Source organism: Caballeronia novacaledonica, assembly GCF_900258035.1.
GTDB lineage: Bacteria > Pseudomonadota > Gammaproteobacteria > Burkholderiales > Burkholderiaceae > Caballeronia > Caballeronia novacaledonica.
Window position 1 is genome coordinate 105,625 of record NZ_OGTP01000003.1, and the last position, 23,628, is coordinate 129,252.

Here is a 23,628-nt window from a genome sequence, read left to right on the forward strand (position 1 = left end):
TTTTCGACTAGCATCCGAAGCATTCGTCACAAGAAAGCCAAAGACCACACGGGACCGCCACGCCATGTCCAAGAATCTGCCGATCAACACCCTCATCGGACTTGCCGAAGAGGAACTCGACGCCGCCACGAAGAAGCTCGGCAAGCTCCAGCAGGAACGGAACGAAATCGAGACGCAACTGAACTCGCTCGTCACTTACCGTGACGAGTACCACGCGCGATTCACGGCATCGGCGCAGGAAGGCACGACGGCGCAGACGCTGCGTAACTTCCAGGCGTTCGTCGACACGCTCGATTCGGCGATCGCGCAGCAACGCACGGCGCTCGTGATGGCCGATCAGCGCATCGAGGCGGCGAAACCCGACTGGCGTCTCAAGAAGCAGAAGCTGGGCAGTTATGAAGTGCTGGCCGCGCGCGGCGAGGCGATGCTCGCGAAGAAGGCGGCGCGCGTCGAACAGCGCGAAGCCGACGAGCACGCCGCGAAGGTGCTGCGCATGCGCGCCGAGCGGGCTTCGTCTTAATTTTTTTCGATTTTTAGAGGTCACGCATGTCCTCCGTATCCCTTCTTGGCGCGATGTCGGGCGCCACGTCATCGAGCAAGACGGCGACGCAGCGCGCGGCGAGCGCGGGCGCGTCGTTCGGCATGACGCTGCAAAGCATCACCGACAAGGCCAATGCCGACGCACAGGCGGCGAAGGCGCTGGCGGATTCGTCCGCCGACAAATCGAGTGTGCACGACGCGCCGAAGCCGGACGACAGCGCGTCCGATGCCGCATCGAAGAGCGATGACGCGTCGGATACGCAGGCCGCCGCGAAACCCGATCAGGCCGACGCGCCGAAAGAGGCGTCGAAGAACACGGGCAAGACCGACAAGGCGGAGGCATCGAAGCCGGCGGCGCAGGCGGCCGGTTCTGCGTCGGATGCCGCGACGGCTGCGGCGCAGGCGAAAGCACGCGCGGACGCCGCCGATGCCGACGATACCGGCACGGACGCCACGCTCGCCGATCTGGCGGACGCGGCGACTGCTGCTGCGACGGCGACCGCTTCGACCGACGACACCAAATCGACGGGCGAAACGCACAAGAGCGGCGACCCGAAGACGGCGCAGGACGCGTTGCAATCGGCGCTCGCGGCGATGACCAACACGCCGCCGCCCGCGAACGTTCCCGTGACGACGGCGCGCGAAGGCACGAACGGCGAGGACCAGGGCGGTCTTTTCGCCAAGGGCGGAAAGGGGCAGAGTCTGACCGGGCTGGCGAGCAGCGTGAACGCGGATGCCAAGACGACCGATGCGACCGCGCTGGCCGTCCCGGCGACGCCTGCGGATGCCGCGACCGCCGCGTACAAGCAAGCCGCCGACGCGGCTGCGCATGCGGTGGCGATGCAGACGGCATCGGCGAATTCGGCGGTGTCGAGTCCGCAGGGCGCGATGGCGGCGGCGACGAGCGCGGCGATTGCGCCGCACGTGGGCGCGTCCGGCTGGGACGATGCGTTCAGCCAGAAGGTCGTGTTTCTTTCGAAGGGAGATCAGCAGAGCGCCGAGCTGACGTTGAATCCGAAGGACTTGGGGCCGTTGCAGGTGACGTTGCAGGTTTCGGAGAGTCACGCGCACGCGCTGTTCGTGTCGCAGCATCAGCAGGTGCGGGAGGCGGTCGAGGCCGCCATGCCGAAGCTGCGTGAGGCGATGGAAGCGAACGGAATTAGTCTCGGGAGTGCTTCGGTTTCGGATGGATCGGCGTTTGGACGGCAATCGCAGGATGGCGGCGGGCAGCGCTCCGGTTCGGGGAGCGGGCGTGGGTTTGGTGGTGGTGGTGTCGATTCGGCTACCGCCAGTGTGAGTGCGCCGGTGCGGCGGAATGTGGGACTGGTCGATACGTTTGCTTGACGGTTTTTTTGTGTCGTTCGCTGGATCCCGATTCGCTTTCGGTTTAATAGCGGCTGTGCGGGGCGTTCTTTGCTGCTGCAGGGACTTCGGGAAACTTGTATTCGCGTCGGTTTATTGGCGTTGCCCCTGTGCGGGGCGGCAGTCACTTTCTTTGCTGCTGCAAAGAAAGTAACCAAAGAAAGCAGCTTTTCCCATCCAAAGTGCTTCATGCCGGCCGCGGCACGGGCGATTGACCTAATGGCCCGGCCATAGCGAGTGCCCTCGCAAGCAGAATCGGGCTTGGCTCGCGCACGGTCTGAACCATCGCACCACACGCCAGATTGGTACAGCACCAAATAGCGCCAGCCCGCTGCGCGGCCGATGGGTCAATCGGGTCGGCGCACGCTTTCTTGCTAACGCGGCCATCTCACGGCGGTCGTTATTCGTCGGTTTCCCTTGCGTACCCAGCGGCAGCGCGCAGCGCTGTGCCGGAGCTATTTCGTGCTGAACCAGCGCGCTAAAACATATGGTGCGGCAGACCGTGCGCGAGCCAAGTCCGGTTGGGCCTGTGAGGGTGACACTTAGGCGAGTGCCATCGACAGGGAGAAAAGTGGCCAACGTGCGTGTGACAGCGGGCCTGAAAAGCTGCTTTCTTTGGTTACTTTCTTTGCAGCAGCAAAGAAAGTGACTGCCGCCCCGCACAGGGGCAACGCCAATAGTCCGACGCGAATACAAGTTTCCCGAAGCCCCCCGAAGCCTCAAAAAGCCCCGCGCCGAGCGCGATAAAAGCTGCTTTCTTTGGTTACTTTCTTTGCAGCAGCAAAGAAAGTGACTGCCGCCCCGCACAGGGGCAACGCTAATAGACCGACGCGAATACAAGTTTCCCGAAGTCCCTGCAGCAGCAAAGAAAGCCCCACAGTGGGCGCACCACCAACAACCACCCCAAATAAAAGTTTCCCGAAAATCCCCCGTTAACCCTAAAACCGCCGTCGCGAAAGCGACCCACCGGCAATCAGACGGAATAACCCCAAATCCCCCCTCTGTTCGACCCATCGCTTTACACGGCGATAGCCAACAATTCACCCTATCGAAAGAGGCAAGCAAATGGCTACCACGACCGCAAACCAGCAACCCATCGTTCCCGCGAAAAGCGGCAAGCTCAAAAAGATCCTGATCATCGCCGTCGGCGCGATCGTGCTCCTCGGCGCGGGAGCCGGCGGCGCTTATTTCTTTCTCGGCAAAAATCACGGCCCGGCCAAGCCCGCGCCGGAACCGCCGCCCGTGTTCTTCCCGCTCGAATCGCTCACAGTGAACCTCCAGTCCGACGACGGCTCCATGCACTATCTGCGCGCCGGCCTCACGCTCAAGCTGAAGGACGAAAAGGTCCAGTTGCTCGTCACCGAGCACATGCCCGAAGTCCGCAGCCGCGTGCTGCTCCTGCTCTCCGGCAAGCGCCCCGACGATCTCGCGACCGTCGACGGCAAAAAGCAGCTCGCGGGCGAACTGCGCGCAGCGGTCGAAACCGCGGCGAGCTCGGCCGAAAAGCCGGTGCGCGTCGAGGAAGTGCTGTTCACCGAATTCGTCGTTCAGTAACGCCGCATCATCGAGTAAAGAGCCATGGGCCACGAAGAGTTCATGTCGCAGGAGGAGGTCGATGCCCTCCTCAAAGGCGTCACCGGCGAAATCGATCAGGAATCTGACGAAAAAAAGCCCGTCGGTGTACGTCCGTACAACATCGCGACGCAGGAACGCATCGTCCGCGGCCGGATGCCCGGCCTCGAAATCATCAACGACCGCTTCGCGCGCCTCATGCGCGTGGGCATCTTCAACTTCATGCGGCGCTCGGCGGAAATCTCCGTCGGTCCCGTGAAGGTGCAGAAGTACAGCGAATTCACGCGCAACCTGCCGATCCCGACCAACCTCAACCTGGTCCACGTGAAGCCCCTGCGCGGCACGTCGCTGTTCGTGTTCGATCCGAACCTCGTGTTCTTCGTGGTCGACAACCTGTTCGGCGGCGACGGGCGCTTTCACACGCGCGTCGAAGGCCGCGAATTCACGCAGACCGAGCAGCGCATCATCAGCAAGCTGCTGAATCTCGTGTTCGAGCACTACGCGACCTCGTGGCGCAGCGTGAAGCCGCTGCAGTTCGAATACATGCGCTCGGAGATGCACACGCAGTTCGCGAACGTGGCGACGCCGAACGAAATCGTCATCGTGACGCAGTTCACGATCGAATTCGGCTCGATCGGCGGCACGCTGCACATCTGCATGCCGTACTCGATGATCGAGCCGATCCGCGACGTGCTCTCCTCGCCGATTCAGGGCGAAGCGCTCGAAGTGGACCGCCGCTGGGTGCGCGTGCTGTCGCAGCAGGTGCAGTCGGCCGAAGTGGAACTGACGGTGGATCTCGCCGAGATCCGCTCGTCGTTCGAACAGATTCTCAACATGCGCGCGGGCGACGTGCTGCCGATCGATATCCCGCAGCAGGTCGTCGCGAAGGTGGATGGCGTGCCGGTCATGGAATGCGGCTACGGAATGTTCAATGGTCAATACGCGCTTCGCGTGCAAAAGATGATCAGCGCGAGCGACACGATGAAGGAAGGTGGATATGAGTGATCTGATGCAGGAAGGCACGCAGCCGGGTTCGCCCGGCGTGCAGGAAAAGGACGACGAGCTGATGCTGGACGATTGGGCCAGCGCCCTCGCCGAGCAAAACGGCAACGACGCGCCGGTGGCGGCGAGCGCAGGCGTGTTCCAGCCGCTGTCGAAGGCGGCGGCGCCGTCGACGCGCAACGACATCGACATGATTCTCGACATCCCCGTGCAGATGACGGTGGAACTCGGGCGCACGAAGATCGCGATCCGCAACCTGTTGCAACTCGCGCAAGGCTCGGTCGTGGAACTCGACGGCCTCGCGGGCGAGCCGATGGACGTGCTCGTGAACGGCTGTCTCATCGCGCAGGGCGAAGTGGTCGTCGTGAACGACAAGTTCGGCATTCGCCTGACCGACATCATCACGCCGTCCGAACGCATCCGGAAATTGAATCGATGAAACGCTTTGCCGCCTTGCTGTCCGCAGCGCCGCTTCTTGCGCGCGCCGCGGACATGAATGCCGTGAACCACGCCGCGCAGATCGCCTCGGGCGTCGGCGCGGGCACGGCGGTGCCGTCGCTCGGTTTCGGCGCGGTGCTGCAGACGCTCGTCGGGCTCGTGGTCGTGATCGGCTTCGTGTTCGGTTGCGCGTGGCTCGCACGCAAGTTCGGCTATCAGGGCGGCAAGCGCGGCGGTCTCGTGAAGGTCGTGGGCGGCGCGTCGCTCGGCAATAAAGAGCGCGTCGCGGTCGTCGAAGTGGGCGATACATGGCTCGTGCTCGGCGCCGGTCCCGGCAACGTGCGTCTGCTCCACACGATGCCCGCCGGATCGGCCGACGTGGAGGGCGTGAGCGTTCCGGCGCCGTCGTCGTCCGGAAATTTCGGCGCGCGCTTCCGCGACGCCCTCGCCGGCGAGGCGAACAAGCGGCTCCAGAAGTTCGTCAAGTAAGTTCGTTCGACGATGACATCGGGCGTGCTCCGCGAGGACCACGCCCGATGCGCGTTTACCGGGCCGCTTTGCAATAGAACGAGTTAGCCCGGCTTTTCCCCTCTTTTCGCGCCATCGTTCCATGCCGCGATAGCCGAGAATTCACGCTATCGAAAGAGGCAGGATTTCATGTTCATCACGTTTGTCGTTCTTCAAGGTCAGCGCATTCTCGATGCCCTCGCAAGCATCGCCGGCGGGAGCAAGTCATGCAGTTGAGTCGTAACATCGTGCGCGGCGTGAAGATCGCGCTACCGGTCGCGATCGGTTTGATGCCGTATCTCGCGTTCGCGCAAAGCACGGCGGGTCTGCCCGCCTTCAATACGAGCCCCGGCCCGAACGGCGGCACGACGTACTCGCTCAGCGTGCAGACGATGCTGCTGCTGACGATGCTCTCGTTCCTCCCGGCGATGGTCCTGATGATGACGAGCTTCACGCGCATCATCATCGTGCTGTCGCTGTTGCGCCAGGCGCTCGGCACGACGAGCACGCCGCCGAATCAGGTGCTCGTCGGCCTCGCGCTGTTCCTGTCGTTCTTCGTGATGTCGCCCGTGCTCGATCGCGCGTACACCGACGCGTACAAGCCCTTCTCCGAAGGCCAGATCGCGCTGGATCAGGCCATGACGCGCGGCGTCGCGCCGTTCAAGCAGTTCATGCTGAAGCAGACGCGCGAATCGGATCTCGCGCTCTTCGCGCGCATCTCGCACGCCGCGCCGATGAACGGTCCCGAGGACGTGCCGCTGTCGCTGCTGGTGCCGTCGTTCATCACGAGCGAGTTGAAGACGGGCTTTCAGATCGGCTTCACGATCTTCATTCCGTTTCTCATCATCGACATGGTGGTGGCGAGCGTGCTGATGTCGATGGGCATGATGATGGTTTCGCCTACGACGATCGCGCTGCCGTTCAAGCTGATGTTGTTCGTGCTCGTCGATGGCTGGCAGTTGCTGATCGGCTCGCTCGCGCAAAGTTTCGTATCCTGAGGAGACGCGCATGACCCCCGAATCCGTCATGACGATGGCGCATCAGGCGATGTACGTCGCCTTGCTGCTTGCCGCGCCGTTGTTGCTGGTTGCGCTTGTCGTCGGTCTGGTCGTGAGCCTGTTTCAGGCGGCCACGCAGATCAACGAGTCGACGTTGTCGTTCATTCCGAAGCTGATCGCGGTTGCCGTGACGCTGGTGATCGCGGGTCCGTGGATGCTCTCGACGCTGCTCGACTACATGCGCCACGTTTTCACGATCACGCCTGCGATCACGGGCTGAGCTTCGTTCGATGTTCTCCGTCACGTACGCGCAACTGAACGGCTGGCTCACGGCGTTTCTGTGGCCGTTCGTGCGCATCCTCGCGTTGATCGCCACGGCGCCCGTGCTGAGCCACATGGCGATTCCGATGCGCGTGAAAATCGCGGTCGCCGCGTTCATTTCGCTGATCGTCGCGCCAACGCTTCCGGCCATGCCTCAGGCGACGGTATTTTCCGCGGCCGGCGTGTGGATCATCGTGAATCAGTTTCTGATCGGCGCGGCGATCGGCATGGTGATGCAGATTGCGTTCGCCGCCGTCGATGCGGCGGGCGAGTTCATCGGCCAGCAAATGGGCCTCGGATTCGCGATGCTTTACGATCCGCGCGCGGGCGGCAATGCGGTGGTCGTATCGCGCTATCTGAACACGCTCGCGATGCTCGCATTTCTCGTTTTCGATGGGCATTTGCAGTTGATCGGTGCGCTTGTCGCCACGTTTCAGAGCGTGCCGATCGAGGCGAATGTCGTCGCGGCGGCGTCGCATGCGCAGGGATGGCGAGTGCTGGTCGGTTATGGCGGGAGCGTTTTTTCGACGGGACTGCTGCTGGCATTGCCGATTGTCGCGGCGCTGTTGATCGCCAATCTCGCGCTCGGTATTCTCAATCGCGCCGCGCCGCAGATCGGGATTTTTCAGGTCGGCTTTCCGGTGACGATGCTCGTCGGGCTGCTTTTGTTGCAGCTCATGGTGCCGAATCTTATGCCTTTTTTTCAGCGGATTTTCGATGTTGGTATCGCTGAGGTGGGCCGCGTTGCGGCGGGGATGTTTTGAGGGGTTTTTTTGTGTTGTCGGATCCCGATTCGCTTTCGGTTTAATAGCGGTGGACCTGTGCGGGGTGTTCTTTGCTGCTGCAGGGACTTCGGGAAACTTGTATTCGCGTCGGTCTATTAGCATTGCCCCTGTGCGGGGCGGCAGTTACTTTCTTTGCTGCTGCAAAGAAAGTAACCAAAGAAAGCAGCTTTTCCATCCAAAGTGCTTCATGCCGGCCGCGGCACGGGCGATTGGCTGAATGGCCCGCAGAGTAGCGAGTGCCCTCGCAAGCAGAACACGGCGTGGACCGCGCACGGTCTGACACATCGCACCACATAACAAACTGGTTCAGCACGAAATAGCGCCAGCCCGCTTCGCGGCCGACCGGTCAATCGGGTCGGCGCGCGCTTTCTTGCTAACGCCGCCATCTCACGGCGCTCGTTATTCGTCGGTTTCCCTTGCAGACCCAGCGGCAGCGCGAAGCGCTGTGCCGATGCTATTTCGTGCTGAACCAGCGCCCTTAAACATGTGGTGCGTCAGACCGTGCGCGAGCCAAGCCCGGTGATTGTGATGAGGGCACTCTTTAGGCGAGTGCCACCTTGGAGGAGAAAATTGGCCAAGTTGCGTGTGACCGCGGGCCTGAAAAGCTGCTTTCTTTGGTTACTTTCTTTGCAGCAGCAAAGAAAGTAACTGCCGCCCCGCACAGGGGCAACGCCAATAAACCGACACGAATACAAGTTTCCCGAAGCCCCTGCGGCAGCAAAGAACGCCACGCACAGGGACAACGCTAATAAACCAATAACAAATCGGGATCCAGCGACAAAAAAAGGCCTAAAGCGCCAGCAATCAACTCCCGATGTAATCAAACAACGACATCTTCTGAATCTGCGAAAATGCCATCTGCGCCGCCTGCAACGAGTTCTGCGTCAACTCATACTGGCTGATCGATGAAACCAGATCGATGCTCGTCAAATTCGCAATATCGCTCGCCGTCTGCGTCTGGCTCGTCTGCATCGCGGTCTGCGTAGACTGCACTTCCTGCTCGCGACCGCCCACCACAGTCTGCGCCGACAGCACGTTGTTGAACGTGTTGTCGATCTTCGTGCCCGCCGTCGTCAGCGCATTCGTCAACGCGGCCTGCGCGCCCGGCGATCCCGTCGGCTGCTTGAGCGCGCTCACGATCGTATCGAGCGTCGCGAAGATGTCGTTGTTGTCGGTCGAGGCCGGCTGCACGGTGAACGAGTCCTTGTCGGCAGGCGTGCCGTCGATCGTCACCTTCTGGCCGCCGAGCGCGATGTCGGTCTTGCCCGTGTAAGCGACATTCGTCGGCAGCGTGCTGTCCGCCGGGTCCGACGTGATCGAATAAGTCGTGGAACCATCCGTCTGCGAAACCGAGAACGAGATCGTGTACTTGCTCGCGTTGCCCGGATTGCTCGTGTCGCTCACGCTCACCGCGCTGATCGTGCCCGTGCCCGTATTCGTATCGGACGCGCGCGACACCGGATCGCTTTCCACCGGCGACACGCTCTGAAAAATCGACTGGCCCGTGTCGCCCACGGGAATCGATCGCCCGTCGCTGATCTGCACGGTGCGCTGGCCCTGGTCGCCGGAATAGCTCGCGCCGACGCCCGACGAATTGTTCGAGAACGGCGCAGTGCCGCCCTTCAGGCCCGAGAAGATGTAGTTGCCGTCGCTGTCCGTGGTGTTCGCGAGACTGAAAAGCTGATCGCGCAGACCCGAAATCGTGTTCGCGACCGACGTGCGGTCCGAATCCGTGAGCGAGCCGTCGCCCGCCCGCACGATCTGCGTCTGAATGCTCTGAATCACGCTGCTCACGTCGCCCAACGTGGAGTCTTCCTGCTGCAACGACGACAGCGCCGTCGTCTGGTTCGTGCCGTACTGCGCGAGCGCGCCGCTCTTCATCGTGAGCTGCACCGCCTGCGCCGCGCCGAGCGGATCGTCGGACGCCGTGAGAATGCGCTTGCCCGACGAAATCTGCTGATACATCGATGCGAGCGTGCTCTGCTGGTCGCTCATCGAAGCGACGTTCAAATTGAAGTACTGGGAACTGGAAATACGCATCGCGTTTAACCTCAGTTGAACATGCCGAGCAGCGACTGGAACAGCGTCGCGGCGGTCTGGATCACCTTGCTGTTCGCTTGATAAAGCTGCTGATACTGAATCAGATTGGCCGCTTCTTCGTTCAGGTTCACGCCCTGCACCGATTGCTGCGCCGACGTCGCCTGGGTCAGAAGCGCGGTCTGCGCCGTGCTCGTCGCCTTGAGCTGATTGGTCGAGTTGCCGATCGTGTTGACGTAGTTCGCGTACGAGCTCGTCAGCGTGTCGGTGCCGCCGTTGAGCGACTTCGCCGACACCAGGTTCGACATCGCGAGCGCGTTGCTGCCGTCGCTCGTGCCGCCCTTGTTCTGCGCGATCTTGAACGCGTCGCCGTCTTTCGGCGTGCCGCTGATGGTCGCGGAAACGCCATTCGCCGAGACCGTCATACCCTTCGACGCGTCGTAGGGAATCGTCGTGCCGGGATCGTAGTCGGTTCCGTTGACCGTCACCTTCACGTCGGACGTGAAGCCGTTCGCCGTCGCGTTGTACTTCAGGTTGATGTCCGACGACATCGCGTTCTGCGTCACCGTCGCCGACGAAATCGACGCCGTGCCGGTGTTCGTGGTCGCCGCCGACGTCACCGCCGGCGATGCCGCCGCGATCGCCGCGCCGTTGCTCGTCGTGAGCTTGAAGTTGTCGAGCGCGCCGCGCGTCGGCTGGATCGTGAACGAGTCGCCCTTTTGCACGCCGCTCAGCGAAGACACGTCGATGTTCAGGCCGTTGATCGTCTTCTGCGTCTCCGTCGCCGGATCGATCGTGCCGAGCTGCTGGCCGGTCGCCGGATCGGTCACCGTGTACTTGCTGCCGTCGTAGGTGACGGTGAAATCGTTGGCGGGCGGCTGCGAGCCGTCGGCGATCGTCGCCGTCGGCAAGCCGGTGCCCTTGTTCCGCGCATTGGCGATGATGTTCGGATCGCTCGTCGCGAACAGTTTGCCGCCGGGCTGGCCGTTCAGGTCGAGGCCGAGCGCGTTCTGATCGTTCAACTGGTTGGCGAAGCTCGTCGCGATGGCGCCGAGTTGCGCCTGCGCCGGATCGAGCGTCTGCGTGCGAAAGTCGATGAGACCGCCGAGCACGCCGCCCGTGAGCGCCGAGTTGTCGACGTATTGCATGGTCGCGGCCGTTTGCGTCGCGCCGTTGCTGCTCTGGAACGCCACGGCGAGTTCGCTCGGATCGGCCGCCGAAGGCACCGCTTGCAGCCCGTATTGCGTATTGCCGACGACGAGCGGCTGCCCGTTGCCGATGAACACGTTGTAGTTGCCGTCCTGCTGCACGACCTGCACGCCGATCATCGAGCTCAGATTGTTGACGAGCTGATCGCGCTGATCGAGCAACTGGTTCGGCTGCTGGCCGCCCGCGCTGGCGATGTTGATCTGCTTGTTGAGATCGGCGATCTGTTGCGAGTAGCTGTTGATCTGCGAGACGGCGCTCGTCAGTTGCGTGTTGACGCTCTGACGCAACTGATCGTATTGCTGGCCCGCCGAGTTGATCTGATCGGCGAGTGTCTGCGCGTTGCTCATCAGCGACTGGCGCGCGGCGGTGCTGCTCGCGGAGTTCGCCACGGACTGCAGGCCGGAGAAGTAATTCGTGATGCCTTGCGCGATGCCCTTGGTCGGATCGCCGACGAGATTGTTCAACTGCGAGATCAGCGAGTAATACGTGCTGGCCGCGCTGCTCGACGATTGCGTGTTGTTCACCTGCGTCGTCAGGTACTGGCTGTACTGACGCGTGACGGTGGTGGCCTGAACGCCGTTGCCGAGATAACCCGAGCCGGTGAACTGGCCGGCTGACTCCTGATAGGAGACTTTTTCGAGCGTATAGCCGGGCGTCGCGGCGTTGCTGATGTTCTGTCCCGTTGTCGTGAGGCCCCACTGGGCCGCATTCAGACCGGAAAGACCAATGCTGAAGATGTTATTGGACATGCGTGAATCCTGGTGAAGCGGCGTTGGATCGTGCTGCCGCACGGCTGACTTGTATATCGGCCGATGGCCGGGGAAGTTGAGCGTTTGCGCGTTACGGAGACGGTTGTCGCGATGGGGCCATTATCGGAGTCTTGGCGCAATGGCTATTGCGCGAGAAGCTTGGGGTTTTGGCGCTAATTCGTTTTTTTTGCGCTCGCCCGCCGGATTCCGATTTGCTTTTGGTTTATTCGCGTTGGGCTTTCCATGCTGCTGCTGCGGGGATCGCAGCTTTCGCTCTTTTGTCGGGAAACTTATATTCGTGTCGGTCTATTAGCATTGCCCCTGTGCGGGGCGGCAGTCACTTTCTTTGCTGCTGCAAAGAAAGTAACCAAAGAAAGCAGCTTTTCAGGCCCGCTGTCACACGCACGTTGGCCATTTTTCTCCCTGTCGATGGCACTCGCCTAAGTGTCGCCCTCACAGGCCCAATCGGACTTGGCTCGCGCACGGTCTGCCGCCCCACATGTTTTAGGGCGCTGGTTCAGCACGAAATAGCTTCGGCACAGCGCTGCGCGCTGCCGTTGGGTATGCGAAGGAAACCGACGAATAACGACCGCCGTGAGATGGCGGCGTTAGCAAGAAAGCGCGCGCCCACCCGATTGACCGGTCGGCCGCGAAGCGGGCTGGCGCTATTTGGTGCTGAACCAGTTTGTTATGTGGTGCGATGTGTCAGACCGTGCGCGGTCCACGCCGTGTTCTGCTTGTGAGGGCACTCGCTACTCTGGGGGCCATTCAGCCAATCGCCTGTGCCGCGGCCGGCATGAAGCACTTTGGATGGAAAAGCTGCTTTCTTTGGTTACTTTCTTTGCAGCAGCAAAGAAAGTGACTGCCGCCCCGCACAGGGGCAACGCCAATAAACCGACGCGAATACAAGTTTCCCGACAAAAGAAAGCAAGCGACGGAACCTGCAGCAGCAAGAACACCCCGCACAGGGGCAACGCCAATAGACCAATAACAAAACGGGATCCAGCGCCCCCCAAAAGCGCAAGCAAAAACTACTTTGCCAATGACCGCCGTTTCATCTCCAGTTGAGTAATCAGCCGCTGCAGCGTATTCTCCGCCGACCCCGGCATCGAAACAAACTTGAACCCGATCGTATATCGACGATCGCCCTTCGCAGTGGTCGATTCCCGATGCGAAACCAGCATCATATCCAGCGTAACTTTCCCATTCGCGCTGAAATGCAGTTCGGCATCCTGAATCACAATGCCCATCTCGAGATTCGCGATGCGTTCATCCGTCGTGCGCAACGCAACGCCGCCCAGCGACAAATCATGCACCTCGAAGCGGAATCGCTCGCCCTCGGGCAGCAAGCCCGTGCAAATATAAGGATCCAGCACCGGCGCCTCGACGCGGAAATATTCGCGCCGCTGCATGTAATACAGCACCGTCGGAAATTCGACCTCGAACGCCGGTCGTCCGTCGAACACGGTCTCGCGCGGCGTCGGCGTCGTGAACTCCACGCGCACGCCTTCCGGCGCCGCGTTGAAAACGAGTTTCTGCGAGGCAAGCACGCCGCGGTTCTGATCCGCCACGCCGCCCCAGTCGAAAGTAAATCGATGCGCGGTCACATCGACGTCAAGCAAACGCGTGACGATTTGCCCGTCGCCGTATTGCGCCGTCAGGAAGTCGCCACGATTGGCGAGATTACGCAGCGCCACGCCGATTTCGAGCGGATTCCGCCGGCCGAAATCCACGTTCGGCGCGATGTCATCGTCGGCAACGTCATGCTTGTGATAAGTGTTCATGGTGCTAGCCGTGTTCATTGTGCTCGCGCCGCCCGAATCTCCGGGCGTCGCGTCGATCCGAACCCAATCGGTCCGGCACTTCGATTATTCAGGTTAGCGGCATACGTCTTCAAAAGTTTAGGGTCGTCCGGCGAAAAATGTATGTGGTGCGCCGTCCCTACGAACGTAAAACGTTTGCTGTCGCAAAAAGTCCGAACAATCGCGCTGTCCGCGCGGCGGAATTCACGCGTGCGGCGTCTTTTCGTCAGCAAGAAAGCGGCCGCGAAAACCGGCTGATCGCGTCAGACGATCTGGCGCATGATCGAGATGAGCTTCTTCGCGTACTGCGGATCGGTCGCGTAGCCCGCCTTCTGCATGCCGTGCGCAAAGCCCGCGACGTCGCGCGAAGCCTGAATGACCGGCGCATAGCGCGGATTGTTCTTGATGACGCTCGCGTAATCGGTCAGCGCTTCTTCGTACGAATCGTAGGCGCGGAATTTCTCGACGACCTTTTGCGGACGGCCATTGACGTATTCGGTCGTGACCGAATCGACAGTCTTGCCCGTCCAGTTGCTCGACGCCTTGATGCCGAAGATGTTGTGGCTCGTCGAACCGTTCGCGTGCTTGATTTCGCGCTTGCCCCAGCCCGATTCGAGCGCCGCCTGGCCGATGATGAAGCGCGCCGGAATGCCCGTCGCCGCGCTCGCGGCCTGCGCCGGCACGGCGAGACGATCGACGAACGCGTTGACCTTGTCCGAGCCGTTGCCGCGCGCCGGCGCTTCGAGCGAATCCGCCGCCGTGTAGCCCTTGCCCGCGAGCGACGCGTTGCTTCTGTTCGCCTGCGCCGCCGCATACGCTTTCGCCATCGCGTTCATCGCGGCGAGATTGCCCGCGTTCGCTTCGAGATCGCCGCCGCCGCCCGACATGCCGCCGAGCGCCTGCATCGCGCCCGCGCCGCCCTTCGCGTCGGGCTGGCCGCCCGCGTTGCGCATGAGCTGCTTGAGCATCATGTCCGCGACGCCGATGCCCTTCGACGACATCTGCTGCGAAAGCTGCTGATCGAGCATCGACGTGAACGACTTCGAATCGTTCGATTCGAACGGGCTGTCCGAAGGCGTCGCGTCGCGCATGCTCTTGAGCATCATCTGCGTGAAGACGGCGTCGAATTGTTTGGCCGCTTCCTTGAGTCCCTGCTGCGGATTCGCGCTGGCCTGCGCGCGCAGCGCGTCGAAGCCCTGCGTGTCGAGCGCGAAACGGTTCGACAGGCTCGAAAAGCCGCTCGCCGTATCGGTCGATGCCAACGCGGTGCTGGCGATGCCGGTCGTGTTCGAGTTCATGAGCCTTCGTTCCTTAGATGATTTCGAGGTCTGCGCGCAGCGCGCCCGCGGCCTTCATCGACTGAAGGATGGAGATGAGATCCGCCGGCGTCGCGCCGAGCGCGTTGAGCGCCTTCACGACATCCGCGAGATTCGCGCCCGCGTTCAGCATCTTGAGCGCGCCGCTGTCCTGCTTGAGTTGAATCGACGATTCCTTCGCCGCCACCGTCTGCCCGTTCGAGAACGCGCCCGGCTGGCTCACCGCCGTCTTCGTGTTGATGACGACCGAAAGGTTGCCGTGCGCGACCGCGCAGTTCTGCAGCGTGACCATCTGGTTCATCACGATCGAACCGGTGCGCGCGTTCAGGATCACCTTCGCCGCGGCCTGCGCCGGACGCACGTCGATGTTCTGCAACTGCGCCATGAACGACACCTGCTCGCTCGCGTCCTGCGGCGCGCGCAGTTGAATCGTGCGGCCGTCGAGCGCGAGCGCCGTGCCCATGCCGAACTGATTGTTCACCGCCGCGACGATGCGCTGCGTGGTGTCGAAGTCCATCTCGCGCAGTTCCATCTGCATGACGCCGCCCTGTTGCTGCAACGCCGACGGCACCGCGCGCTCGACGATCGCGCCGCCCGAGATGCGGCCCACCGCGAGCTGGTTCACCTGCACCTTGCTGCCGTTCGCGCTCGCGCCCGCGCCGCCGACGACGAGATTGCCCTGCGCCATCGCGTACACCTGGCCGTCCGCGCCCTTCAGCGGCGACATCAGCAGCGTGCCGCCGCGCAGGCTCTTTGCGTTGCCGAGCGAAGACACGGTCACGTCGATCGCTTCGCCGGGGCGCGCGAACGGCGGCAGCGTCGCGGTCACCATCACGGCGGCGACGTTCTTCAACTGCATGTTCTGCGTCGTCGCCGAGTTCACCGTGATGCCGAGATTGCCGAGCATGTTGGTGAGCGACTGCGTGGTGAACGGCGTCTGCATCGTCTGGTCGCCGGTGCCGTCGAGACCGACGACGAGACCGTAGCCGATCAGCGGATTGTCACGCACGCCCTGGAACGAGACGAGATCTTTCAGACGCTCGGCGCGCGCGTGCGGCACCGAGCCAATCGCGACGAGCGCGGCCGCGAGCGAGAACGAAACGAAACGGAGAAACGGATTCATGATCAGAACGGCGCGACGTTGAGGAAGAAGCGTTGGAGCCAGCCCATGTTTTCAGCTTCGTCGATATAACCCTTCGCCGAGTATTCGATCTTCGCGTCGGCGACTTGCGTGGAGAACACGGTGTTGCTGCCCGAGATCGTCGTCGGGTTGACGACGCCCGAAAAGCGGACGAATTCGTTGCCCTGGTTGATGAGCATCTGCTTTTCGCCGCTCACCATCAGGTTGCCGTTCGACATCACTTCCGTGACGGTGACGGTCAGCGTGCCGCTGAACGTGTTGGCCGCGCTCGCGCCGCCCGCCGCCGTGAACTTGTTCGCGCCGGAGGCCGACAGGTTCGTGTTGTTGAAGAGGCCGCCGAAAATGCCCGGCGTCGTCGGCACCGCGAACGAGGCGGTGCTGCCGCGATTGGTGTTCGCCGCCGACGACTTCGTCGCGTTGACGTTTTCCGAAATCACGATGGTCAGGATGTCGCCCACGTTGCGCGGACGCTGATCTTCGAACAGCGGCCGGCCCGCGTAGCCCGCGTTGTAGATCGCGCCGGGCGAACGCGTGCCGACGGGCGGCTGCGGCGGACGCGCGGTCATCGGCTGCTGGACGATCGGCTCTTTCGGCACGAGGCCGCACGCGCCGAGCGCTGCGACGAGCGCGGCAACCGTTGCACGCGAGAGGATTTGAGTAGGCGACATCTTGGTGACTCTGGTTAAGCGTTACGTCAAACCTGCATCTGCGAGAGCGTCTGCAGCATCTGGTCGGACGTGGTCACGGCCTTGCTGTTGATCTCGTAGGCGCGCTGCGTCTGGATCATGTTGACCAGTTCCTGCACCACGTTCACGTTCGACGCTTCCACGTAACCCTGCTGCAGCGAGCCAGCGCCGTTCAGGCCCGGCTGCGACACGTTCGGCGCGCCCGAGCTGCCCGTCTCGGAGAACAGGTTTTCGCCGCGCGCTTCGAGGCCGGCCGGGTTGATGAAGGTCGCGAGCTGAATCGAGCCGACCGTCGTGCTGGCCGTGCTGTTCGGCTGCGTGATCGACACCGTGCCGTCCGAGCCGATGGTGATCGCCGTCGCGTTCTGCGGAATCGTGATCGCCGGGTTCAACTGATAGCCGCTCGACGTGACGAGCTGGCCTTGCGCATTGGTCTGGAACGAGCCGTCGCGCGTGTAGGCGGTCGAGCCGTCGGGCATCGTCACCTGGAAGAAGCCCTGGCCGTTGATCGCGACGTCCTTCGAGTTGCCCGTCTGTTGCAGGTTGCCCTGCGTATAGAGGCGCTCCGTCGCGACCTGCTGCACGCCGGTGCCGAGCTGCACGCCCGACGCGAGTTCGGTTTGCTGCGTCGAGTTCGCGCCCGGCTGGCGCGTGGTCTGATACAGCAGATCCTCGAACACCGCGCGCGAGCCCTTGAAGCCGTTCGTGCCCACGTTGGCGAGGTTGTTCGAGATGACGTCCATTTGCGCCTGCTGCGCATTCATGCCCGTCGCGGCGATGTAGAGAGAGCGATTCATGTTCTTTCGTTTCCTGTGTAACTTGCGTTCGCCGCTCAGGAGAAGTTGAGCAGCTTGTTGGCCGACTGTTCGTTCTGGTCGGCCGATTCCATCAGCTTGGTCTGCATCTGGAACTGCCGCGCGTTGGTGATCATCGAGACCATCGCGGAAACCGGATTCACGTTGCTGCCTTCGAGCGCGCCGCCGGCGACGACCACGTTCGGGTCCGCATCGGCGGGGTCGCCGTCCGCGGTCCGGAAGAGGCCATCGTCGCCGCGCGTGAGCGTCGACGGATCGGGATTCACGAGCTTCAACTGATCCACGACCGCGATCGCCGTCGGCGGGTCGCCGGGAATCAGCGCGGAGATCGTGCCGTCCTTGCCGATCGTCACTTCCGCGCCCGGCGGAATCGACAGCGGACCGCCGCCGCCGAGCACCGGCTGATTGGTCGCCGTGACGAGCTGGCCGTTCTGATCCACGTGCAGGTTGCCCGCGCGCGTGTACGCTTCGCTGCCGTCCGCCGCCTGCACGGACAGCCAGCCGGGGCCCTGAATCGCGACGTCGAGCGGATTGCCGGTCTGCTGCACCGGTCCCGCCGAATAGTCCGCGTTCGGCGTGGACGACAGCACGAAGGTGCGCGTCGTGCCATCGGCGGACTGGTTCTCGAACGACATCGGCACCTGGCGGAACGCGGCGAGCTGCGCCTTGAAACCCGTGGTCGATGCGTTCGCGAGGTTGTTCGCCACGACGGCTTGCTGCTCGAGCGCCTGGCTTGCGCCAGTCATCGCGGTGTAGATCAGACGGTCCATGAATCGCTTCCTTCTTTCCTGATGCGTCTATTGCGTGCGAACGGTGCTTACAGATTGATCAGCGTCTGATCGACGGTCTGCTGCGTCTTGATCGTCTGCGCGTTCGCCTGATAGTTGCGCTGCGCGGTGATCAGGTTCACGAGCTCGCTCGTCAGATCGACGTTGGAGTTCTCCACCGCGCCGCCCTGCAGCGTGCCGTGGTTGGTCGAGCCCGGCACGGACACTTGCGCCGCGCCCGAAGCCGCCGTCTGTGCGTACACGTTGCCGCCGAGGTTCTGCAGGCCGTTCTGGTTGTTGAAGTTCGCAATCGCGATCTGGCCGAGCGCCTTGGTTTCGCCGTTCGAGTAGTTGCCCGTGAGCATGCCGTCGCTGCCGACCGTGAAGCCCGTCAGTTCGCCCGTGCTGTTGCCGTCCTGATGCAGGTTCGTGAGGCCGCTCTTCGCGCCGTACTGCGTCGTGCCGGAGAGATCGAGCGTCAGCGTCTGCGTCGCGCCGGCGGTCGCGCTCGCGCCGTCCGGGATCGTGAACGAGAACGTGTTGCCCGAACTCAGATTGCCCGACGAATCGAACGTGACGGGACCGAGATCCGTCTTCTGCGTGACCGGATCGCCATAGCCCGCGAACGCTTCCCACGTGTTCGTGCTGGACTTCGTGAAATACACCGAGACCTTCTGCGTGCCGCCGAGCGAGTCGTATGCATCGACGGACGTCGATGCGTTGTACGTGTTGCCGTTGGTCGGGTCGAAGTCGGCGGCCGCCTTGACGTCGTCCTGCGAGTTCAGGTTGAACGCGGCGGTGATCTTCTTGGTGGCGGTCGGCGCGATGTTCGCCGTCGGCACCGTGAGCGGCACCGTGCTCGCGCTGTTGACGACGCCGCCCGAATCCGCCGCGTAGCCCATCAGTTGCAGGCCCGACGAATTGACGATGTTGCCGCTGTTGTCGAGATGGAACACGCCGTTGCGCGAGTACACGATCGAGCCGTTGTTCGACAACTGATAGAAACCGTTGCCGTTGATCGCGACGTCGAGCGCCTGGTTGGTCGTGGTGATCGTGCCTTGCGAGAACTGCTGCTGCACTTCGGCGAGACGCGTGCCGATGCCGATCTGATTGCTGACGGCCGTGGCCATCGAGTTCGCGTACATGTCGGCGAATTGCGCGGCGCCCTGCTTGAAGCCGACGGTGTTCGCGTTCGCGATGTTGTTGCCGATCACGTCGAGATCGCTCGATGCAGCGCCCAGACCGCTCAGTGCTTGTTGGTAACTCATTTGATGTTTCTCCGTGACGAGACCGCGCTCGCCCTAAATGGAATGGGGAATCAGAGGATCGACGCGACGCTCGACAGCGCAACCGTCGAACCGTTGGAGAGCTTGAGGCCCGGCGCACCGCCCGACATCTGCACGACGCTTTGCACCTGCGAAGCCGAAAGCGTCGTCGCGGTCGCCTGCTGGCCGTTGATCGTGCCTTGCGCGGTGATCGTGTAGCTGCCGTCGGCGAGCGTGGCGCCCTTCGAATCGACCGGCGTCCAGCCCGACACCGGCACGACGCCCGCGCCCTGCGCGCCGAGATCGAGCGTGTTGACGATCTGGCCCGACGCGTTCTTCACGACGATCTGCAAGTCGCTCACGTCGCTCGCCAGTTGCACGCCGAAACTCGACGACGCGCCCTTCGACACCGTCATGCTGTTGCCCGCCGCGAGCACGTTCGAGCCGATGAGCAGCGCGGCCTGCGTCTGCTGGCCGGCGGAAAGCTGCGTCGCGAGCGAGGACAGCGACGTGTTCAACTGGCCGATGCCCGTCACCGTGTTGATCTGCGCGAGCTGCGAAGTCATCTGCGAGCTGTCGGCGGGATTGGTCGGATCCTGATTCTTGAGCTGCGTCACGAGCAGCGTGAGAAACGTGTTCTGCAGATCGGACGCCGATTGCGCGCCGGTCGCCGAGCTCGACGAAGACGTCGACGAACTCGACGACGCGCCGTTCATGGTGTCGAGCAGCGTCTGCGAGACGGTCGTGCCGTTGCTGCCGATGGTGGTGTTGGAGGAGCTCACGTTGTGTTCCTTGAATGTCTCGATCAGGTTCCGATGGTCAAAGTCTTGAGCATCAATTGCTTGGCGGTATTGAGCGTTTCGACGTTCGCCTGATAGGAACGCGACGCGGAAATCATGTTGACCATCTCCTGCACCGGATCGACGTTCGGCAGCGTCACGTAGCCGTCCGCGTTCGCCGCCGGATTGCTCGGGTCGTAGCTGGTTTTCATCGGGCTCGGATCGTCGATCACGCCGGTCACCTGCACGCCGCCGACCTGCTGGCCCGACGCGGTGCGCGCGCCGCCGAGCGGATCGACCGCGAACACGACCTGCTTCGCCTTGTACGGCTGGCCGTCCGGGCCGGTCGTGCTGTCCGCGTTCGCCAGGTTCGACGCGGTGACGTTCAGGCGCTGCGCCTGGGCGGACATCGCCGAGCCGGCGACGTTGAAGATGTTCATCAAAGAGGGCATCGCTTGTTCCTTAACTGTTCGACGTGATCGCCGAGAGCATCGACTTGATCTGCGACGACAACACCGTCATGCCCGCCTCGAAGTGCAGCGCGTTGTCCGCGAACTGCACGCGCTCGGCGTCGAGATCGACCGTGTTGCCGTCGAGCGATGGCTGGCTCGGCACGCGGTAGGCGAGCTTGCCGTAGTCGTCGCTCGAACCGCCCGACGCCGAAAGCGTCGACGTGCCGCTCATGTGGCCTTTGGACGTCGTGGCGAGGCCGCCGCTCGTGCTGACGCTGACGGGCTGCGCCATCTTGAGCGTCGCGTTGTTCGTGGCGCCGCCGCCTTGCTTGAGCGCGCCGGCGAGCGCGCTCGAGAAATCGACGTCGCGCGCCTTGTAGCCGGGCGTGTCGGCATTGGCGATATTCGACGACAGCAATTCCTGCCGGTAAGCGCGCACGTCGAGCGCCTCACGGCCAAAAGCGAATTCCTTGTCGAGTCTGTCTAGCATTGCGGTTTCTCCTGTCGGCGGGGCCGAGGGCTTTTTGCATGACACGCATCTTAGGAGCGGCGCGCAATAACTAATCCGACGAATAACCGGGAAACGGGGCCTCTATTCGACGCTTGCCCGCGACGGCCGGTATCTAGAATTCGTGTCGTTGGCAGTTGCCGCGTGTTTCGCGGCTCGATCGGATCAAGGTACGGAGAAAGGTGATGAGCAGGTCCGCGCAGCGTGCATCGAACCCCAAGGCTCGCGTCGCAGCGACGCTCGCGCGCCGCACGCTGGGCGCGTCGCTTTTCATGGGCGTCGCGCTCGTCGCGCATGCCCAGCAGGGCGACGGCCCGATCGTCATTCCGGGCAACGCCGAAACCAATCCGGCCGCGGCCGCCGATATGGCGCAGAAGCTGAACGCCGCCCCGGCTGCGGCGTCACGCCCGCCCGCTCCGGCGATGCAGTCCGGCTATCGCGCCGCGACGAAAGCCGCCGACGCCGCAATGCGCAACGCCGCGCTCGAACTGGACGCCCGCGCCGACGCCGCCGACGACTCGATGAACGACGCGAGCGGCATGATCGTGATTCCCGGACCGGGCGAAGCGAAGCCGGCGCCAGCGCTTCAGAAAGCGCCGGTGGCGTCGGCTTCGCGCGATGTGATGCCTGTCGTCGTCAACCGCGACGACGGCATCGCGCGCAACACGAATGCGAAACCCGTCGCGGCCAGTCCCGCGACGCCCGTCGCCGCTTCGCCGATGCGACGCGTGAGCTTCAATCCGTCGAACGCGGCAGTGCCGCAAGCGCCCGCCGCGCCCGCGACGATGCAGGACGGCGAATCGATCCGCGTCGCCGCGTTCAATTTCCTGCAGCAGCAGGCGGCGGGCTTGCCGGGCAAGGTCGAGATCACCGTGACGCCCGTTTTCCCGCGCGGCCTCGCCGCGTGCTCCGCGCTCGATCCGTTCATGCCGACCGGCGCGCGTCTCTGGGGCCGCATGACCGTCGGCGTGCGCTGCGTCGGCGAACGCCCGTGGACGTTGTACGTGCAGGCGCGCGTGTCGATCAACGCGACTTTCTATACGGCCGCGCGCGCGATCGCGCCGGGCGAAGTGCTGAGCAACGCCGATCTCGTCGCCCGCGACGGCGACATCACCGCAATGCCGCAGGCCATCGTCACCGATCCGGCGCAGGCCGTCGGCGCGGTCGCGCTGTCGCGGGTGCCCGCCGGCCTGCCGCTGCGCACGGACATGCTGCGCGCGGCGAGTTCGGTGGCGATCGGCCAAAGCGTGCACGTGGTTGCCGGCGGTTCGGGCTTTTCGATTTCGGCCGAAGGCACCGCGATGAACAACGCGGCGCCCGGCCAGCAAGTGCGTGTAAAAACTGCCGCCGGGCAGATCATCACCGGCATCGTGAAGGACAGTCAGACCGTGGAAATCGCCCTCTGAAGCAGGCAATGTTCGTTTCCCCACGTTTGTTTCATTTTGTTGCAAATGCGCCGAATACCCGCCAGATAAGGCTTTGCGGGCGATGAGCGCGCCGAACGGCGGTTGCGGTTCCCCGGCAGGGTAAAGTTTTCAAGGCCCTCGCCGTTAAAGGACTCAACACGTTCGGGAATGGACATCGTGAAGATCGATACGAATAGCAACACCACGCTGGCAGGCCTGCAAGACAACCTGCAACGCGCGTCGCAAAACGACGCAAAGGGCGCCGCGGACACCGTGCAGCAATCCGGCACGAACACGGCGAAGAATTCGACGGTGAGCTTGTCGTCGCTGTCGACGGACCTGCGCGCATCGAACGGCTCGGACATCGACGCGGCGAAAGTCGAATCGATCAAGGCCGCGATCCGCGACGGCAGCCTGAAGATGGACACGAGCAAGATCGCCGACGGCATTCTGAGCACCGCGCGCGACCTGCTGCAAACGAGAACCCCGCCGACCGGCGGCTGAACGCTCACCCGGCGCGCGACGAGCGCGTGACGGCGAGCGTTCGCGAAACCGGGCGGCTTTTTGAAACCGCTTCCGTTTCATGAGCGATGCAATGAGAGACGCCCTGCTTGCCACTGTCACCGAAGAAGTCGCCGCTGTTCAGGCCTTCGAATCCCTCCTCGCCGATGAGGAAAAAGCGCTGATCGCCGCGCAGCCGCTTCCGGCGCTGCCCGAGATCATCGAGAACAAGACGGCACTCACCGAGCGCATCTCCGCGCTGGAAAAGGCGCGCGACGAGCAGTTGAACGCGCTCGGTTTTCCCGGCGGCTTCGTCGGCATGGAAGCCGCCGCCGCGAACGACGGCGCGATCGCCGCGCAATGGGCGCTGCTCACCGCCGCCGCCCGCCGCGCGAAACAGGGCAACAACAACAACGGCGTCCTGATCCGCACGCGCATGGAATACAACCGCAAGACGCTCGCCGCCTTGCAGGTCGCGCCGGCGAAGAGCGGCTTCTACGGCCCCGACGGCCGCGTGCCCGGCGCCTGATCGCCGCTTTCCCGCCTGCCGAACGGCGCGTGCTTCCCGCGAGGCACGCGCCGCTTTTGTTTCCCGCGCTTTCATCTACCGAATAACCCCCTTTTCCCCGGCTTTATCCGCCGATGGCCGCTCGACGCCTTCCGCAATAAT

25 protein-coding genes are annotated in these 23,628 nt (G+C 63.1%); 12 read left to right on the forward strand and 13 right to left on the reverse strand.

The genetic code is table 11. The features are described from left to right. The first annotated feature begins 64 nt into the window (after window positions 1–64). From fliJ to fliR, 9 genes are all read left to right on the forward strand, one after another. Entirely contained in the window at window positions 65–520 is a 456-nt protein-coding gene (gene fliJ / locus NOV72_RS06605) for a flagellar export protein FliJ (protein ID WP_106853808.1), read from the forward strand. 26 nt (window positions 521–546) lie between these two features. Continuing rightward, window positions 547–1,884 carry a flagellar hook-length control protein FliK gene (locus NOV72_RS06610; protein WP_106853809.1) on the forward strand — a complete coding sequence of 446 codons (1,338 nt, stop codon included), beginning with the start codon at window positions 547–549 and terminating at the stop codon, window positions 1,882–1,884. 1,083 nt (window positions 1,885–2,967) lie between these two features. Further along, window positions 2,968–3,456, forward strand: coding sequence for a flagellar basal body-associated protein FliL (gene fliL / locus NOV72_RS06620; RefSeq protein ID WP_106853811.1), 489 nt, complete (start codon window positions 2,968–2,970; stop codon window positions 3,454–3,456). Between the two features lie 24 nt (window positions 3,457–3,480). After that, a complete protein-coding gene (gene fliM / locus NOV72_RS06625; RefSeq protein WP_106853812.1) occupies window positions 3,481–4,479 on the forward strand; it encodes a flagellar motor switch protein FliM in 999 nt (332 codons plus the stop codon). Continuing rightward, a complete protein-coding gene (fliN, locus tag NOV72_RS06630) occupies window positions 4,472–4,915 on the forward strand; it encodes a flagellar motor switch protein FliN (RefSeq protein ID WP_106853813.1) in 444 nt (147 codons plus the stop codon). Before fliM ends, fliN begins: the two co-directional genes overlap by 8 nt. Further along, a complete protein-coding gene (gene fliO, locus NOV72_RS06635) occupies window positions 4,912–5,403 on the forward strand; it encodes a flagellar biosynthetic protein FliO (protein ID WP_106853814.1) in 492 nt (163 codons plus the stop codon). Before fliN ends, fliO begins: the two co-directional genes overlap by 4 nt. A gap of 308 nt (window positions 5,404–5,711) precedes the next feature. Then, entirely contained in the window at window positions 5,712–6,419 is a 708-nt protein-coding gene (gene fliP / locus NOV72_RS06640) for a flagellar type III secretion system pore protein FliP (RefSeq protein ID WP_425428717.1), read from the forward strand. Window positions 6,420–6,429: 10 nt separating this feature from the next. After that, complete coding sequence (gene fliQ, locus NOV72_RS06645) at window positions 6,430–6,699, forward strand: flagellar biosynthesis protein FliQ (RefSeq protein ID WP_008352562.1); 270 nt, start codon at window positions 6,430–6,432, stop codon at window positions 6,697–6,699. Between the two features lie 10 nt (window positions 6,700–6,709). Continuing rightward, on the forward strand, window positions 6,710–7,504 hold the full coding sequence (gene fliR, locus NOV72_RS06650) for a flagellar biosynthetic protein FliR (protein ID WP_106853816.1): 795 nt from the start codon (window positions 6,710–6,712) through the stop codon (window positions 7,502–7,504). An 825-nt stretch (window positions 7,505–8,329) separates the two neighbouring features. On the opposite strand, the gene flgL is transcribed toward fliR, so the two are convergent. The 12 genes from flgL to flgB form a co-directional block, all read right to left on the reverse strand. Beyond that, window positions 8,330–9,565, reverse strand: coding sequence for a flagellar hook-associated protein FlgL (gene flgL, locus NOV72_RS06660; RefSeq protein ID WP_106853818.1), 1,236 nt, complete (start codon window positions 9,563–9,565; stop codon window positions 8,330–8,332). A gap of 11 nt (window positions 9,566–9,576) precedes the next feature. After that, a complete protein-coding gene (flgK, locus tag NOV72_RS06665; protein WP_106853819.1) occupies window positions 9,577–11,520 on the reverse strand; it encodes a flagellar hook-associated protein FlgK in 1,944 nt (647 codons plus the stop codon). Window positions 11,521–12,551: 1,031 nt separating this feature from the next. Next, complete coding sequence (locus NOV72_RS06680) at window positions 12,552–13,304, reverse strand: flagellar brake protein (protein ID WP_106853822.1); 753 nt, start codon at window positions 13,302–13,304, stop codon at window positions 12,552–12,554. Window positions 13,305–13,585: 281 nt separating this feature from the next. Then, the gene (gene flgJ, locus NOV72_RS06685) at window positions 13,586–14,620 is read right to left on the reverse strand and encodes a flagellar assembly peptidoglycan hydrolase FlgJ (RefSeq protein WP_181290878.1); all 1,035 of its coding nucleotides are present in this window, start codon (window positions 14,618–14,620) and stop codon (window positions 13,586–13,588) included. A 13-nt stretch (window positions 14,621–14,633) separates the two neighbouring features. Next, on the reverse strand, window positions 14,634–15,761 hold the full coding sequence (locus NOV72_RS06690; protein ID WP_106853823.1) for a flagellar basal body P-ring protein FlgI: 1,128 nt from the start codon (window positions 15,759–15,761) through the stop codon (window positions 14,634–14,636). Between the two features lie 2 nt (window positions 15,762–15,763). Then, a complete protein-coding gene (locus tag NOV72_RS06695) occupies window positions 15,764–16,447 on the reverse strand; it encodes a flagellar basal body L-ring protein FlgH (protein WP_106853824.1) in 684 nt (227 codons plus the stop codon). Between the two features lie 26 nt (window positions 16,448–16,473). Next, window positions 16,474–17,262 (reverse strand): flagellar basal-body rod protein FlgG, encoded by a 789-nt coding sequence (gene flgG, locus NOV72_RS06700; RefSeq protein ID WP_106853825.1) that lies wholly within the window; start codon window positions 17,260–17,262, stop codon window positions 16,474–16,476. Window positions 17,263–17,297: 35 nt separating this feature from the next. After that, a complete protein-coding gene (flgF, locus tag NOV72_RS06705) occupies window positions 17,298–18,050 on the reverse strand; it encodes a flagellar basal-body rod protein FlgF (protein ID WP_106853826.1) in 753 nt (250 codons plus the stop codon). 47 nt (window positions 18,051–18,097) lie between these two features. After that, a complete protein-coding gene (gene flgE, locus NOV72_RS06710) occupies window positions 18,098–19,315 on the reverse strand; it encodes a flagellar hook protein FlgE (RefSeq protein WP_106853827.1) in 1,218 nt (405 codons plus the stop codon). Window positions 19,316–19,365: 50 nt separating this feature from the next. Continuing rightward, window positions 19,366–20,028 carry a flagellar hook assembly protein FlgD gene (locus NOV72_RS06715; protein WP_281261802.1) on the reverse strand — a complete coding sequence of 221 codons (663 nt, stop codon included), beginning with the start codon at window positions 20,026–20,028 and terminating at the stop codon, window positions 19,366–19,368. A gap of 89 nt (window positions 20,029–20,117) precedes the next feature. Next, window positions 20,118–20,543 (reverse strand): flagellar basal body rod protein FlgC, encoded by a 426-nt coding sequence (gene flgC, locus NOV72_RS06720; RefSeq protein ID WP_035499295.1) that lies wholly within the window; start codon window positions 20,541–20,543, stop codon window positions 20,118–20,120. Window positions 20,544–20,553: 10 nt separating this feature from the next. Beyond that, a complete protein-coding gene (gene flgB / locus NOV72_RS06725; RefSeq protein ID WP_106853829.1) occupies window positions 20,554–21,033 on the reverse strand; it encodes a flagellar basal body rod protein FlgB in 480 nt (159 codons plus the stop codon). Window positions 21,034–21,236: 203 nt separating this feature from the next. Here flgB and flgA point away from each other — a divergent pair, with 203 nt between their 5' ends. After that, a complete protein-coding gene (gene flgA, locus NOV72_RS06730) occupies window positions 21,237–22,457 on the forward strand; it encodes a flagellar basal body P-ring formation chaperone FlgA (RefSeq protein WP_106853830.1) in 1,221 nt (406 codons plus the stop codon). Here flgA and NOV72_RS31835 read toward each other — a convergent pair. Further along, window positions 22,433–22,633 (reverse strand): hypothetical protein, encoded by a 201-nt coding sequence (locus tag NOV72_RS31835; RefSeq protein WP_146149946.1) that lies wholly within the window; start codon window positions 22,631–22,633, stop codon window positions 22,433–22,435. The two genes, flgA and NOV72_RS31835, sit on opposite strands and share 25 nt — an antisense overlap. Here NOV72_RS31835 and flgM point away from each other — a divergent pair. After that, window positions 22,626–22,961, forward strand: coding sequence for a flagellar biosynthesis anti-sigma factor FlgM (gene flgM, locus NOV72_RS06735; protein WP_106853831.1), 336 nt, complete (start codon window positions 22,626–22,628; stop codon window positions 22,959–22,961). The genes NOV72_RS31835 and flgM overlap by 8 nt on opposite strands. 91 nt (window positions 22,962–23,052) lie before the next feature. Further along, on the forward strand, window positions 23,053–23,487 hold the full coding sequence (locus tag NOV72_RS06740; protein ID WP_106854045.1) for a flagella synthesis protein FlgN: 435 nt from the start codon (window positions 23,053–23,055) through the stop codon (window positions 23,485–23,487). Window positions 23,488–23,628: the final 141 nt, after the last annotated feature.

What these genes read in the sequence shown, in the direction of transcription:
- fliJ (WP_106853808.1), top strand. Translation starts at nt 65, where the DNA reads ATGTCCAAGAATCTGCCGATCAACACCCTCATCGGACTTGCCGAAGAG.
- NOV72_RS06610 (WP_106853809.1), top strand. Translation starts at nt 547, where the DNA reads ATGTCCTCCGTATCCCTTCTTGGCGCGATGTCGGGCGCCACGTCATCG.
- fliL (WP_106853811.1), top strand. Translation starts at nt 2,968, where the DNA reads ATGGCTACCACGACCGCAAACCAGCAACCCATCGTTCCCGCGAAAAGC.
- fliM (WP_106853812.1), top strand. Translation starts at nt 3,481, where the DNA reads ATGGGCCACGAAGAGTTCATGTCGCAGGAGGAGGTCGATGCCCTCCTC.
- fliN (WP_106853813.1), top strand. Translation starts at nt 4,472, where the DNA reads ATGAGTGATCTGATGCAGGAAGGCACGCAGCCGGGTTCGCCCGGCGTG.
- fliO (WP_106853814.1), top strand. Translation starts at nt 4,912, where the DNA reads ATGAAACGCTTTGCCGCCTTGCTGTCCGCAGCGCCGCTTCTTGCGCGC.
- fliP (WP_425428717.1), top strand. Translation starts at nt 5,712, where the DNA reads ATGCCGTATCTCGCGTTCGCGCAAAGCACGGCGGGTCTGCCCGCCTTC.
- fliQ (WP_008352562.1), top strand. Translation starts at nt 6,430, where the DNA reads ATGACCCCCGAATCCGTCATGACGATGGCGCATCAGGCGATGTACGTC.
- fliR (WP_106853816.1), top strand. Translation starts at nt 6,710, where the DNA reads ATGTTCTCCGTCACGTACGCGCAACTGAACGGCTGGCTCACGGCGTTT.
- flgL (WP_106853818.1), bottom strand. Translation starts at nt 9,565, where the DNA reads ATGCGTATTTCCAGTTCCCAGTACTTCAATTTGAACGTCGCTTCGATG.
- flgK (WP_106853819.1), bottom strand. Translation starts at nt 11,520, where the DNA reads ATGTCCAATAACATCTTCAGCATTGGTCTTTCCGGTCTGAATGCGGCC.
- NOV72_RS06680 (WP_106853822.1), bottom strand. Translation starts at nt 13,304, where the DNA reads ATGAACACTTATCACAAGCATGACGTTGCCGACGATGACATCGCGCCG.
- flgJ (WP_181290878.1), bottom strand. Translation starts at nt 14,620, where the DNA reads ATGAACTCGAACACGACCGGCATCGCCAGCACCGCGTTGGCATCGACC.
- NOV72_RS06690 (WP_106853823.1), bottom strand. Translation starts at nt 15,761, where the DNA reads ATGAATCCGTTTCTCCGTTTCGTTTCGTTCTCGCTCGCGGCCGCGCTC.
- NOV72_RS06695 (WP_106853824.1), bottom strand. Translation starts at nt 16,447, where the DNA reads ATGTCGCCTACTCAAATCCTCTCGCGTGCAACGGTTGCCGCGCTCGTC.
- flgG (WP_106853825.1), bottom strand. Translation starts at nt 17,262, where the DNA reads ATGAATCGCTCTCTCTACATCGCCGCGACGGGCATGAATGCGCAGCAG.
- flgF (WP_106853826.1), bottom strand. Translation starts at nt 18,050, where the DNA reads ATGGACCGTCTGATCTACACCGCGATGACTGGCGCAAGCCAGGCGCTC.
- flgE (WP_106853827.1), bottom strand. Translation starts at nt 19,315, where the DNA reads ATGAGTTACCAACAAGCACTGAGCGGTCTGGGCGCTGCATCGAGCGAT.
- NOV72_RS06715 (WP_281261802.1), bottom strand. Translation starts at nt 20,028, where the DNA reads ATGAACGGCGCGTCGTCGAGTTCGTCGACGTCTTCGTCGAGCTCGGCG.
- flgC (WP_035499295.1), bottom strand. Translation starts at nt 20,543, where the DNA reads ATGCCCTCTTTGATGAACATCTTCAACGTCGCCGGCTCGGCGATGTCC.
- flgB (WP_106853829.1), bottom strand. Translation starts at nt 21,033, where the DNA reads ATGCTAGACAGACTCGACAAGGAATTCGCTTTTGGCCGTGAGGCGCTC.
- flgA (WP_106853830.1), top strand. Translation starts at nt 21,237, where the DNA reads ATGAGCAGGTCCGCGCAGCGTGCATCGAACCCCAAGGCTCGCGTCGCA.
- flgM (WP_106853831.1), top strand. Translation starts at nt 22,626, where the DNA reads ATGGACATCGTGAAGATCGATACGAATAGCAACACCACGCTGGCAGGC.
- NOV72_RS31835 (WP_146149946.1), bottom strand. Translation starts at nt 22,633, where the DNA reads ATGTCCATTCCCGAACGTGTTGAGTCCTTTAACGGCGAGGGCCTTGAA.
- NOV72_RS06740 (WP_106854045.1), top strand. Translation starts at nt 23,053, where the DNA reads ATGAGAGACGCCCTGCTTGCCACTGTCACCGAAGAAGTCGCCGCTGTT.